The 13425-nt window shown below is 57.2% G+C and carries 11 protein-coding genes; 3 read left to right on the top strand and 8 right to left on the bottom strand.

What is annotated here, in order from left to right:
• Nucleotides 1–3 precede the first annotated feature (3 nt).
• From ACODS3_RS15200 to ACODS3_RS15185, 4 genes are all read right to left on the bottom strand, one after another.
• Nucleotides 4–1548, bottom strand: coding sequence for a flavodoxin domain-containing protein (locus tag ACODS3_RS15200; RefSeq protein ID WP_489035027.1), 1545 nt, complete (start codon nt 1546–1548; stop codon nt 4–6).
• 6 nt (nt 1549–1554) lie between these two features.
• Nucleotides 1555–1977 carry a PAS domain-containing protein gene (locus ACODS3_RS15195; RefSeq protein ID WP_201000313.1) on the bottom strand — a complete coding sequence of 141 codons (423 nt, stop codon included), beginning with the start codon at nt 1975–1977 and terminating at the stop codon, nt 1555–1557.
• Nucleotides 1978–2131: 154 nt separating this feature from the next.
• On the bottom strand, nt 2132–3130 hold the full coding sequence (gene moaA, locus ACODS3_RS15190; RefSeq protein ID WP_201000314.1) for a GTP 3',8-cyclase MoaA: 999 nt from the start codon (nt 3128–3130) through the stop codon (nt 2132–2134).
• Between the two features lie 89 nt (nt 3131–3219).
• A complete protein-coding gene (locus ACODS3_RS15185; protein ID WP_304576006.1) occupies nt 3220–4572 on the bottom strand; it encodes a cation:proton antiporter in 1353 nt (450 codons plus the stop codon).
• 203 nt (nt 4573–4775) lie between these two features.
• Here ACODS3_RS15185 and ACODS3_RS15180 point away from each other — a divergent pair, with 203 nt between their 5' ends.
• The gene (locus ACODS3_RS15180; RefSeq protein WP_201000316.1) at nt 4776–5156 is read left to right on the top strand and encodes a RidA family protein; all 381 of its coding nucleotides are present in this window, start codon (nt 4776–4778) and stop codon (nt 5154–5156) included.
• Nucleotides 5157–5261: 105 nt separating this feature from the next.
• Here ACODS3_RS15180 and ACODS3_RS15175 read toward each other — a convergent pair whose 3' ends face one another.
• The 4 genes from ACODS3_RS15175 to ACODS3_RS15160 all read right to left on the bottom strand — a co-directional run bounded on the left by ACODS3_RS15175 (nt 5262) and on the right by ACODS3_RS15160 (nt 10482).
• Nucleotides 5262–6458, bottom strand: coding sequence for a cyclic di-GMP phosphodiesterase (locus ACODS3_RS15175; protein ID WP_201016910.1), 1197 nt, complete (start codon nt 6456–6458; stop codon nt 5262–5264).
• 70 nt (nt 6459–6528) lie between these two features.
• Nucleotides 6529–8151: a methyl-accepting chemotaxis protein gene (locus ACODS3_RS15170; RefSeq protein WP_201016911.1), complete on the bottom strand. Its 1623-nt coding sequence runs from the start codon at nt 8149–8151 to the stop codon at nt 6529–6531.
• Between the two features lie 289 nt (nt 8152–8440).
• Complete coding sequence (locus ACODS3_RS15165) at nt 8441–9811, bottom strand: heavy metal sensor histidine kinase (RefSeq protein ID WP_489035023.1); 1371 nt, start codon at nt 9809–9811, stop codon at nt 8441–8443.
• Complete coding sequence (locus ACODS3_RS15160; RefSeq protein ID WP_201016913.1) at nt 9808–10482, bottom strand: heavy metal response regulator transcription factor; 675 nt, start codon at nt 10480–10482, stop codon at nt 9808–9810. The genes ACODS3_RS15165 and ACODS3_RS15160 overlap by 4 nt, the downstream gene beginning before the upstream one ends.
• A 369-nt stretch (nt 10483–10851) precedes the next feature.
• Between ACODS3_RS15160 and ACODS3_RS15155 the strand changes: the two genes are divergently transcribed.
• Entirely contained in the window at nt 10852–12087 is a 1236-nt protein-coding gene (locus tag ACODS3_RS15155; protein ID WP_489035064.1) for a TolC family protein, read from the top strand.
• Between the two features lie 56 nt (nt 12088–12143).
• Nucleotides 12144–13415, top strand: coding sequence for an efflux RND transporter periplasmic adaptor subunit (locus ACODS3_RS15150; RefSeq protein ID WP_489035021.1), 1272 nt, complete (start codon nt 12144–12146; stop codon nt 13413–13415).
• Nucleotides 13416–13425 lie beyond the last annotated feature (10 nt).

The following is a 13425-nucleotide window of genomic DNA, read 5'->3' as shown; positions in this document are numbered from 1 at the left end:
GGGTCAGTAAAGCTCCTTGTGAATCCTTCCGTCGTTCAGTAACTGCCTGACAAACCCCTCGGCTGTCTCGATATCGAGACGGCCCGCCGAGCGTGCAATGCTTACCAGTGCTTCACAGATGGAACACTCCAGGTTGGCCTTGTTACCGCACAGATACAGATGCGCCCCCTGATTCAGCAAGTCCCAGATGATATGACTATGTTCCACCAGCGCGTCCTGCACGTAATAGCGGGCTTCGTTGTCTCGTGAGAAGGCGGTCAGCACATGGTCCAGCACGCCTTGAGTCTGCCAGTGCTCGATCCGCTCCCGATAGAGAAAATCCGAGGCCTGATGCCGATCGCCGAAAACCAGGCAGGTCGTCGGGTTTGCGGCTTCGTTCTCCAACTGTTCCAGCAAGCCGATCAGGGGCGCGATGCCTGTGCCGGTCCCGATCAGGATCAGCGGATGGCTCACACCGTCCGGCAGATGGAAGCGGGGGTTGCTGCGGGCAAAGATGTTCACGGCTTGAGGTTGCCCAGTGAGAAAACCGGTGGCGGTTCCTTTTCGTTCGCGCCCGGCGAGGCTGTAGGCCACTTCCCTGATACACAAGTCCACGTAATCGGGGTGGCTATGAGATGCAATCGAATAAGCCCTGGGTAAATTGTCGGGCAACCAGTGGGCAAGCTCCTGGACTGTAAAGCATCCGGGTTCGCAGAAGTCGTCGAGCACATCCAGAATGTCCTTGCCGTGCAGGTATTCATCCAGCAGCTTGCGATGGCTGATTTTCAGCAGGCTTTTCAGCTCATCGTTGCCGCTCGCCTTGGCGATATCCCTCAGGACTGACTTGCCGATCTGACGCAACTCCTTGTTGGCCAGGCATGTGCGGGCCTGTTCGTCATCGAACCAGCGGGCAAGGGCGGCGAGTTGTTCGGGCGCGTTTTCGGCCAGAACGTACAGGTTGTCTCCGGCGCGGTACTTGATACCGCTGCCCTGGATATTGAATCTGATGTGGTGCGCGTAAGGCGGGCTCTGATTCAAGCGCCGCTGTTCAAGAATGCTGGCCGGGTAAGCCGTTTTCTCACCATAGGCGACGACTTGCAGGTGCAAGGTGGCGCCAGCCTGGCTATCGCCTTGCAGTACCGAGTCGAGCACCCTGGACCATGTCGCAAAGAAGCCCTCGAAATCGGTATCTGCATCGACGCGGTTGATCACCGGCATTGCGTTCCTGCTCGACAGGAGGGTGTCCAGCGTCCTGGTAAAACCGCAGAAGGTCGGGTAGGCGGTGTCGCCCAGCCCGAAGATTGCGTAACGCAGGCCAGCCATGTTGCTGGCCTGCACAGCCTGCTCAAGGAACCGCTCGGCATTGGCTGGCGGTTCCCCGTCACCGAACGAGCTCGACACGACCAGGAGCAGGTCGGCCGCCGTCATCTGTTCCAGGTCCAGGCTATTGAGTTCCCGGGCTTGCGGCGCATAACGTTGCAGAAAGGGCAGGCATTCCAGACGCTGTGCCAGCCCGCGGGCATTGCCCGATTCGGACCCGTAACCGATAAAGACTCGTTCGACGTTCATGGCAGTTTACCGGTCGTAGTATTCGTCGAACTGTTCCTTGGAGAACTCCAGCGCCTCGAAGTCACCCATCAGATCGTTGATGACGCGGCGGATGCTGATGTACTCGACAATATTGCCTTGCTCATCGAACACCGGTTGCACTGTGGTATCGACCACATACAGGCCGCCGGTCTTGGCAACGTTAGGGATTACGCCTGTCCAGATTTCGCCTTTCTTGATGGTGTCCCACATGGCCTTGTAGGTACTTTTCGGTACGGCGGGGTGACGCACGATGCTGTGTGGCTGACCGACCAGCTCTTCACGCTCGTAGCCTGTCAGCTTGCAGAACAGATCGTTGACGTAAGTGATATTGCCTTGCAGGTCGGTGGTGGAAATGACCATGACCTTATCGAGAGCATCCAGAACCTTGGTGGTAATCGGGCTTTGCATCGTGAATCTCCAGAAGAGAGAGTGGTGATCTTTCCTCTGGTATTTCAACTTCCATGCCAAATAAAAAACCCAATAAAATCAGAGGTTTTATTGGGTTGGTGTCTTTATGACCTGTTTTGTCATGGAGTCAATATGACTCTTGATGTCATATTGACTAGCCGCCAGTCATATTCATGAAGCGCACGACCTGTACATCGTCATCAAGTGTGAAGTTATGACTCCACGGCTTGAGCTGCATGGCATCGACTATGGCTTTTTCCAGCTTGTGGGGCTGGCCGGGGTTGGCCCGCAGCACGGCTTTGAGGTCAACCGAATGCTCGTTGCCCAGGCACAGCAGCAGCCGGCCTTCCACCGTCAGGCGCACGCGGTTGCAGGTGCCGCAGAAGTTATGGCTATGGGGGGAAATGAAGCCAATGCGGATATCAGGGGCTTCGGCCAGACGCCAGTAGCGCGACGGACCTTGAGTGGAGTCCGTGGACGCAACCAGTGTGTAGCGCTCGGCGATGCGTTCGCGAACCTGATCGCTTGAGTAAAATGCCTCGGCACGGCTGTGCTCGCTGATGATGCCCAGCGGCATTTCTTCAATGAAGGAAACATCCAGCTTGCGATCGATGGCAAAGGCCAGCAGATCATTGATCTCGTGATCGTTGCGGCCACGCATCACCACGCAATTGAGCTTGGTGTGGGTGAAGCCTGCGGCATTCGCGGCGTCGATCCCGGCGATGACCTTGTTCAGATCACCAGTGCGTGTCATTTCCCGGAAACGTTGCGGGTCCAGACTGTCGAGGCTGATGTTGAGGCGCGTAACCCCGGCATCGAACAGTGGCGAGGCCAGTTTGTCCAGTTGCGAGCCGTTGGTGGTCATGCACAGTTCGCGCAGGCCGGGCAGGGCGGCGATACGCTTGCACAGGTCGACAATACCGGAGCGCACCAGCGGCTCGCCACCGGTGAGGCGAATCTTGCGGGTGCCCAGAGCCACGAAGCGCTCGGCGACCTGATGGATTTCCTCCAGCGACAGGATCTGTTGCCGAGGCAGGAATGTCATCTCTTCGGCCATACAGTACACGCAACGAAAATCGCACCGGTCGGTCACCGACATGCGCAGATAATCGACTTTGCGTGCAAAACGGTCCATCAGGACGGGATCTGACATCTCACCTTCTCAATATGCTGTAGGTGCAAGCTTGCTGAGTCTAATTGCCGCAGTCCAATCGCTTGTGATGATGACATGATCGACTGGATCTATGGCGTCTTGCCAGCGCTCGCCGAGCGGCGCTCGTAATGCTCCAGCAATGGCTGGATGCTAATGCCATGCAGCAGGATACTCAATGCAACTACCGACAAGGTCATGCCAATGGCGGTATGTACTGCATCTTGCGGTAAACCGTGGGTCAAGGCAAAACACAGATAATACAGACTGCCGATTCCGCGTATGCCGAACCAGCCGACCAGCGCCTTTTGCCGACGGTCCAGCAGGCGTCGGCTCACCAGCAGCCAGACGCTGGCCGGGCGAATGATGCAGAACAGCGCCAGGCCAAGGCCGATGGCCCGCCAGTCCCAGTACAACGCCAGTGCCGCGCCCAGCAGGGTAATCAAAAGCACTTCCATCGAACGTTCGATCAAACTGCCGAATGCCAGCATATCGCCCATCATGATCCCGGCGGCCAATTGCGACTCGCTCAGGTCCTCGCTCTCGGCGACCGTGGCCTTTTCCTGATTGGCGGTCATATGGCCAATCACCGGTTGGGCTACATGCTCGGAAGGCAAATGAGATTGAGTGATGCGTGCTTCAGCCTGCCTCAAGCCGAACCCGGCCGCGAATACCGAGAGAAAACCAAAGGCACCTGCGCCTTCTGCAACCACGTAAGACAAGGCAATCAAGGCCAGAGCCAGGAAATCATTGGGTGAGGTCGTGCTGTCTGCATTCCTGATCCGCAGGAAGATCATCAGATGCCCGACGCCACGGCCCATGCCGTAACCGATCAACATGCCGGCCGGCACGCCCCAGACCAGGCTCTTGATTGCCCAGTGCTGAACCCATCCGGCTTCCAGCCCGCCATTGCTCATATATAACAAGGCAAAGATCACGAACGGAAACGCAGTGCCATCGTTCATGCCAGCCTCACCGGAAAGCCCGAAACGCAAGCGATCCTGATCCTGGGCATTGGTCACCTGCACCAGCCCCGCCAGTACCGGATCGGTGGGCGAAAGCATGGCACCCAGCAGCAGCGAGATACCCCATGACAGACCGAACAGGTAGTGCGCAGCCAGGCAAGTACCAGCAATCGTGGCAAGCATCACCGGCCCGGCCAGCCAATACGCCGAATGCCAGGCTTTGCTGCGCAGTGGCTGTCGCAACTTGATCCCGGTATTGAACAGCGAAAACAGCACTGCAACCTCGGTCAGACGCTCCAGCCAGTGTCTGGCTTCATGGACATCCAGCTTCAGCATCTCCAGCCCCATCGGCCCAATCGCGAAACCGAACGCCAGGCACACAGCCGACGTCGTGACCGGCAACCAGCGCAAGAAGGATGAGGTCAGTGCCAGCAGCATCAACAACGCGCCGAGCACCGTCATGCAGATCGTGAAGCTCATAGAGGCATGCCCATCGCAATCGGGTGACGTATGGTCTTGTGACTGTGGGGTGACGGGTTAGTTGAGAGAATCTGACAGTGGGAGGGGCATGCTGCCGAGGGGCGTTGAGTGTGAGACGCTTGTTGGCCGGTCGTTGTAAACTTGCCGCGTCAAAGGCGTTGCTCAATAAACGCCGCCCTTTTACTCATTCAAGCAAGGTACCCATGGCCAGCCAGGACATCACATTTATCCCCGATCCCGACGCCACATCCATTTCTTCCGACGTTGCCGGTTTCGGTGGCTTGCTGGTTTCCACCCAGATTCCCACACGCGCCGACGGCAGCCTGGAGTTGGGCGGCATCGTCGAGCAGAGCGAATGCACCTTGCAGGCACTCAAGGTTGCGCTGGAACGTGCGGGCAGTTCCATGGATCGGGTGTTGCACCTGACCATCTACCTCACCGACATGGCTGACCGTGCTGCTTTCAATGAGGTCTACCAGCGCTTCTTCGCCAAGCCCTGGCCGGTGCGTGCTGCGGTTGGCGTGGCGGCATTGGCAGTAGAAGGCATGCGCGTTGAAGTGACGGCGATGGCCGCCAAGGCATAACGCCGGTAGGAGCGAATTTATTCGCGAAAGGCCAGTACATTCCATAAAGATTCATCGCCTGGAATTCTGTCTCGCGAATGAATTCGCTCCTACGGCGCCAAAGACTCAATGTGTCACGCTTTCAGGCGACCCCGCCCACAAATGGTCCAGGTTCTTGAATCCCCAGTTCTTCGCGCATTCGCGGCTGACGATTCTGTCCTCGCCAGCCTGTGTGGAGAGATCTATCAGGGTGTGGGCGATGGGCATCTTGCACAAGGCCGAGTAGAACACTTTGACCTTGGGCGTCAGCAGCGAAGTCTTGTTCTGCTCCATCACGATGCCCAGGTTGCCGCTTTCCAGGCGCACCAGTGAGCCCACCGGGTAGATGCCGACGCATTTGACGAAGGCCTGGAAGATCTTTTCGTCAAAATGCCCGGTCCACTCGGCCATTCTGCTGATCGATTCGGCCGGGCTCCAGCAGGCTTTGTAGGGGCGATCGGAAGTAATGGCGTCATAAACGTCGCAAATGGCGCCCATTCTGGCAAACAGGCTGATCTGTGAACCCGCGAGCCGGTCAGGGTAGCCGCTGCCATCGAAACGTTCGTGGTGGTGCAGGCATACATCCAGCACCCGGGGGCTGAAGTGTTTGCTTTCACCCAGCAACTGACAGCCGAGTTCGGGATGCTTGCGAACGATTGCAAACTCTTCGTCGCTGAGTTTCCCGGGCTTGCTGAGGATGGCCGATGGTATTGCCAGCTTGCCGACATCATGCAGCAGGCCTGCCAGGCCAGCTTCCTTGACCAGGCTTTCGGGCAAGGCCAGTTGACGAGCCAGGGCAATCATCAACCCAGCCACGGCAACCGAATGCATGTAAGTGTACTCATCAGCGCTTCTCAACCGTGCCAGGCTGAGCAGTGCATCGGGATGGCGCGCCAATGAGTCCGAAATGTCGTCGATCAGGTCGCCCATGTCTTCCAGCTCGGCGATCCGGCCCATGCGCACATCGCTGAATATCCGGGCCACTGCGGCCTTGGAGCGCAGGCAGAGCTCTCTGGCGTAGCCGATTTCTTCTGCCAATTCGCAAGGCTGGTTCTGTCGGGGTGGCGAGGAGGGGGTCTTGCTCTTGTTGACGGGCTCTATATCGAGGCCTCTGCTGCCATCGATCCACAGTCGGGTGATGCTGGAGCTGCGGATGCGTTGCAGGTCGCTTTCATGCTTGAGCAGAAAGCTGCTGGTCCAGAAAGAGTGGTCGGCGCGCAAGTCGCACAGTTCGTGTACATACATGCCGAGACGAAGCTCGGTGACGGGAATGTGTTTGAGCACGATAAATACCTGCTTTGGCTTGATCGTGAATCAGCAGAACATTCATCCCTTGATTGTTCAGACGTGTTCGTTAAACGGAGAACCGGGAAACCAGTCGGTTCAGGTCGACAGCCAGCCTGGAAAGCTCATGGCTGGCCGTTGAGGTCTGATCGGCAGCCGAGGAGCTTTGCACCGACAGATTCCTGATGCTGACCAGGTTCTCATCGACGGATCGCGCCACATGGGCCTGTTCTTCGGACGCGGTGGCGATCAGCAGGTTGCGCTCGTTGATCTGGGAGATGGCGGTAGTGATTTCCTTTATTGCGGCCCCGGATTCCTGGGCGATCAGCAAGGTCGCATCGGCTTCTTCACTGCTTTGTTTCATCGATTGCACGGCCAGGGTCGAATCCTTCTGGATGCCCTGGATCATCTGCTCGATTTCCTGAGTCGAGGATTGAGTACGGTGGGCCAGAGCCCGGACTTCGTCAGCCACCACTGCGAAGCCGCGGCCTTGTTCACCTGCGCGAGCCGCCTCGATTGCCGCATTGAGTGCCAACAGATTGGTCTGCTCTGCAATGGCACGAATGACGTCCAGTACCTTGGCGATGTTCTGCGCCTGATTGGCCAGACCTTCGACTTCGGTGCTGGTGCGGTCGACCGTAGCGCTGAGTTTTTCGAGCGCGCCGATGGTTTTGCTGACACATTCCTGTCCGGTTTTTGCCGAGCGTTCCGAGGCCTGAGTGGATTCCGAGGCGGACACCGCATTGCGGGCGACCTCTTCAATGGCTGCGGTCATCTCATTTACAGCGGTGGCTGCCTGTTCGGTTTCCATGGATTGACGCTGGATGCCGTTTGTCGACTCCTGAGTGATCGAACTCATTTCCTCTGCCGCCGAAGCCAGAAGGCCGGAGGAATCGGAGATATGTTGAATGGTACTTTTCAGGCTGGAGAGCATGGTCGCAGTTGCACTTTGCAACTCTGTCAGCTCATCGGCACCGGTAATTTCCACATGGGTGTGTAAATCACCTTCGGCAATGCGTTGGGTGGTTTCAAGCAGTGCCTTGACGGGGCGAGCGATACTGCGGGTAAAAACGGTCGCGACCAGGATTGTCACGATAACGGCAATGACAATAAATACGATCGAGAATGTCACCCCGTTTTCATAAGCGGTGTTTGCTGCGCTGCCTGATTGCTCCGAAATCTTGACATTGACCTCTATCAAGGCCTCTATGGACGATTGCAGTGCCTTGGCTTGCGGGCTGCTGGTGTCCCGGATAAAGACGAAGAGTTCGTTGTTGGTCTTGGTCTTGCTGAGTTCCATCAACTCATCGATCTTGGCGATATAGGCCTGAGCATTGGCTTTGACCTGACGATAGACCTGCTCTTCGGTGTCGTTGGATACCATGGGGGCATAGTTGTCGGTCATCTGAATCAGTGTGTTTTTCAGACCTTTCAACTTGTCCAGAGAGGCGCTGCTCTGCCGGTCTTCATCCATCACGAATCGCCGGGCATCCAGGCGGTAGAGCAGGCCTGCGGTCTCGATTCTTCCAGCCTGTCTTACGCTGGGCAGCAGGTCGGTCTGCAACTTGCGTACGGAGTTATGGAGGCTATCCATCTTGTAAAGAACAGTTCCTCCCAAGCCTATGAGAAGCAGGCATATAAGGCCGAAACTGAGAAGGGCGCGCGTATTCAACCGGATATTTCTTATTTTCATTTTTGGATCCTCTTTGCCCCTGTTAGAGCAGCAGCCAACAATCGATCGCGTGGCAACGTGATATCACTGTAGGTGCTGTGATGTGAAAAAAACATAGTGGGCAAAGAAAACTTTTATTGCGTAAATGCACTATCAATTGAATCTATTAATTCAAGTTTTCCTGAAAGTAGACGTGAGGATGCGATAGGCAGTGTCGACGCCAACTGTCTATCGCTATGAAGGGTTATAAAGTTTCATATTTAAGTGAATGGGAATGTTTTATAGAGTGTCATTAATTTGCCGTCAATAATTAAGCGGCGGATTGATCCGTGGCAGGAAATATCATGCTGAAACAGGTATAAGTTCCCGGTGTACTTTGCACTGTTACATGCCCTTCATGCAGGCTCATGATGGAGCGTACGATTGCCAGTCCCAACCCGGTACCGCCCTGATGCCGCGAACGGCTGGCATGGACCCGGTAAAAGCGGTCGAACAGGCGTGGCAGATGTTCGGCCTCGATACCCTCACCGGTGTTGCCGACGTGGAGCGAAACCCGATCCTGTTGCTGTTCAAGGCTGATGTCGATTGTGCTTCCTTCAGGGCTGTGCCTTATGGCGTTGGAGAGCAGGTTCGAGATGGCCCGCTGGATCATCAGACGCTCGCCGTTTATTCGTGCGTGCCCGGTTACCTGTAGGGAAATGGCCTTTTCTTCAGCCGACAAGGCAAACAGTTCGACTACCTTGTCCACTTCTTCCGCCAGATCGATCCGCGTGAAGGCTATGGGGGCCAGGGGCTGGCTGACGCTGGCCAGGAACAGCATCTGGGACACCATGCGCGACATGCGCTCCAGCTCTTCGGTACAGGATTCAAGCACCTGCTTGTATTCGCCGGGCGGTCTCTCCCTGGAAAGCGTCACCTGGGCCTTGCCCATCAGGTTGTTCATGGGCGAGCGAAGTTCATGGGCCAGATCGTCAGAGAACTGCGTCAACTGCTGAACATCGCTGTCCAGACGGTGCAGCATGAAATTGATCGCATGGGCCAGATTGCTCAGTTCGTCAGGCAGGTCGCTGGTCTTTACCCGATGCGTGAGGTCGCGTGCCGATATCATTTGCGCCACCTTGCGAAAGGCCCGCAGCGGTTTGAGGCCGCGATGCACCACCCACCAGGCGACCGCGCCGACCAGAAGCAGAATCAGCGGCAAGGCGATCAGGGTCGAGGTCATATAAGACTTCAGCAAGGCAATATCGCTTTGCCGGTCGAGAGACAACAGGACGGTTACCCTCTGTTTATCGCGCAATGGCACCAGCCTTGAGGCAATCAGTACCTTGCCGTTGCCCTGACTGTCGGCGTTCATGGCCAGAATCTGCGCTGCCGTTGCATGACCCATGTTGAACAGCACATGAGTCGGATCTTCAGGATCGATGATCGCCAGACTGAAATCGTCATGGCCCATGATCTGGTCACGCAGGTTATGAGGGTTGAGCATGATATCCGCTCTGCTGGCCGTCTCGGCCAGGCTGTGCTCGATCTGCTTGAGCTTTTCTTCCAGGCTGTTGGTGGCGCGCAGATCCAGTTGGCGCGAGATGGCCAGCGAGGCCAGGGTCGCCATGACGATGACCAGGATGGCGCACATCAGGCTGACGGTCAGCCCCAGTTGCATGGACAGCCGCGTGGGTTTCATTCGCGGGACTCCAGCACATAACCCACGCCGCGCAGGGTATGGATCAGCTTGTTGTCGAACGGGTCATCGATCTTGGCCCGCAGGCGGCGGATGGAAACTTCAACCACGTTGGTATCGCAATCGAAGTTCATGTCCCACACCAGGGAAATGATCTGAGTGCGCGACAGAACCTCGCCGCTGTGACGCATCAACAAATGCAGAAGGGCGAACTCCTTGGTCGTCAGGTCAATACGCTGCTTGCCCCGGAATGCACGATGCCGGCCCTGATCGAGTTCCAGGTCCGCTACCTGCAACACCTGAGGCACGTTGGCCTGATCGCTGCGTCGCATCAGGGTGCGAATCCTTGCAAGCAGTTCAGGAAACTCGAAGGGCTTGACCAGATAGTCGTCCGCTCCCGATTCCAGGCCTTTGATCTTTTCATCGAGGCGACCACGGGCGGTCACGATCATGACCCGGGTGTTACTGGTCTTGCGCAGTTGTGCCAGGACATCCCAGCCATCCATGCCAGGCAGGTTGATGTCCAGAATGACAACGTCATAGATCTGTTGTTGTGCCAGGCAAAGGCCGTCAATTCCTGTTGCGGCGATATCGACGATATAGCCGCTTTCGGTCAGGCCCTGATGCATGTACTCGGCAGTTTTCGGCTCGTCCTCGACCACAAGGATTCGCATGGTTGAATATCCTGTTTGAGTAAATCGGTGAGTGAATAATCTCCAATACCCTGGAAGGCTATTCGTGAGTGCGTTTTTTCATTGCAAGATGCTGGCGTGCAGGATTCTGGAGTCTGTAGCGGCTACAGGGTCAACCTGATTTCGTGGATTACTTTAAGGCCAAAGTCTCGTGCTTTTTGCAGATAACGAAATTGTAATTTTCCAGCAACCCCACTGATAACTGCCATTCCCTAAAGTCCCTGCGTCAACCTCGGCAGCACATGCTTGCCGGTGCAATCGCCGATCAGGCGTGGATTTATGCAAGTGGGGAAGTACAACGTGCGCGGCTATCGAATCTTGAACAGTCCACCGGGCAGCAAGCCCGGCAGAATGAAAATGGGCCTTGCCTGTGTGCTGTTCCTGGCGGCTTGCAGCCAGAGCGCGACGGCTGCACAAGCACAGGTCATCAATCTTTCCGAAGCGCTGGACACAGCCTTTTCCATGAACCCGGATTTGGCTGCCGCTCGCAGGGAAATCGACATCGCCCAGGGGGAAAGGCAGCAGGCAGGATTGATACCCAACCCCGAGTTGTCATGGGAGATGGAAGACACCCGCAAGGCGACCAGCACCACGACCATCGCCATCAGTCAGGCACTGGAACTGGGTGGCAAGCGAGGTGCCCGGATCGATGTCGCCAGCCGCGCCCAGGATGTCGCTGCACTTGAACTTGAACAACGTGGCAACGCTTTACGCGGCGATGTGGTCCAGGCCTTTTTTGCTGCCTTGCGGGCGCAGGCCGGGCTGGATCTTGCGCTGGAGTCCCAGGCCTTGGCCGAGCGCGGGCTTCAGGTTGCCGAAGGCCGGATTCGTGCCGGCAAATCGTCGCCTGTAGAAGCCACTCGCGCTCAGGTGCAACTGGCCGAAACCCGTTTGCAGGTGCGTCAGGCTCAGATCGCCAAGTCGGGCGCCTGGCGTGAACTGTCCCGGATCATGGGCCAGTCGCAGAGCTCTTTCGAGCGTCTGCAATCCCCGAACCTGTCGCCGGGCAAGGCGCCTCACGCGCCGACCCTGTTTAATGAAATCAAGCAGACCGCCGAGCTGCGCCTGGCTGAAACGCGCATAGCACTGGGCGAAGCGCAACTGGGTTCACAGAAGGCGCAACGCATTCCCAATCTCACCGTCAGCGTGGGCAGCCAATACAGTCGAGAGGAACGCGAGCGGGTCAATGTCGTCGGCTTTTCCGTGCCGATTCCACTGTTCGACCGCAATCAGGGCAATGTCCTGGCGGCAGCACGCCGGGCCGATCAGTCCCGTGACCTGCGCAACTCCGTTGAGTTGAAGCTGCGTACCCAGACGCAACTTGCGCTGGATCAGTGGGACACTGCAGCCCAAGAGGCCGAGTCGTTCACCAAGGTCATCCTGCCGGCCGCTCAACAAGCCGTCGATACCGCGACCCGTGGATTCGAGATGGGCAAGTTCGGTTTTCTTGAAGTGCTCGATGCGCAGCGCACCTTGATTGCTGCACGCAGCCAATACCTGGAGTCGTTGGCCCGTGCGGCTGATGCACGGGTTGCCATCGAACGCATCTACGGCGATTCGGGCCGTTTTCTCACTCAACTTCAATAGCCAGCGGTGGCCAGCGACACGGGCGTCAAGCTCAGGATGGCCAATCAGGAGTACTCATGAATAACAAACGCAACATTGCCGCTGTGACGGCAGTGGTGGTCCTCATTGGCCTGGGCAGTCTGACCATCGGCGGCGGTCAGTCTTTCTCCAACGCTTCTTCCGATCATGCCCATGAAGACGAGAAGGAATCGTCTCACGCCCATGAACAAGGTCATGAAGGGGAAGAGCATGACGATCATGGCAAAGCGCAGAAGGCCAAGCCGGCAGAAAAGGATGACCATGGCGATGAAGGCCATGAAGAGGACGGCTTGCTGGAGTTGAGCGAGGCTCAGATCAAGGCCGCGGGCATAGAGCTGAGTGTTGCAGCCCCTCGCCAGATGAACACTACCGTCTCGTTTCCCGGTGAAATCCGCTTCGATGAGGATCGCACTTCGCATGTGGTGCCAAGGGTCAGCGGTGTCGTGGAGGAGGTGAAGGCCGATCTGGGGCAGCAGGTCAGAAAAGGCCAGGTCCTGGCGGTGATTGCCAGCCAGCAGGTTTCGGAACAGCGCAGTGAATTGAGCGCCGCCCAGCGCCGTGTCGAACTGTCCCGCCTGACATTTCAGCGCGAGAAAAAACTCTGGGAAGACAAGATCTCTGCCGAGCAGGATTACCAGCAGGCTCGTCAGGCCTTGCAGGAGGCGGAAATCGCTCTGACCAATGCCCGACAGAAAGTCAGTGCCATGGGCGCAGCGGGCAATGCCAGCGGAAATCGCTATGAACTCGTCGCGCCCTTCGATGCCGTGGTCGTGGAAAAGCATATGGGGCTTGGCGAGGTCGTGAGCGAGAGCAGCAACGCTTTCACGCTTTCGGATCTGTCGCGTGTCTGGGCCACGTTCGGTGTGACTCCCAAGGATCTGGACAAGGTGGTTGTGGGGCGCAAGGTCAAGGTCAGCTCACCGGACATGAATGCCGAAGTCGAAGGTCAGGTGAGCTATGTCGGTAACCTGCTGGGCGAGCAGAGCAGGGCGGCAACGGTGCGGGTGAAGCTTGCCAATCCGCAGGGCGCCTGGCGTCCCGGATTATTCGTTTCCATCGCCGTGGCGGCTCAGACCAGCGAGGTCGCGATCAGCATTCCCGAGGAAGCGATTCAGACAATCGAAGAAAAACCTTCTGTCTTTGTACGTATACCCCAGGGGTTCCAGGTCCAGCCTGTCACGCTCGGGCGTAGCGACAGCGGGTATGTGGAGGTTCTCAAGGGGCTGGCAGTCGATACACAAGTCGCAACCGCCGGCAGTTTCGTCCTCAAGTCGGAGCTGGGCAAGGGCTCGGCCGAGCATGCCCATTGATCCGCTACGC

The sequence above is a fragment of the Pseudomonas sp. FG43 genome (genome assembly GCF_057809175.1).
The sequence above is the reverse complement of the archived record's forward strand: the minus strand, read 5'-3'. Positions and strand labels throughout refer to the sequence as shown.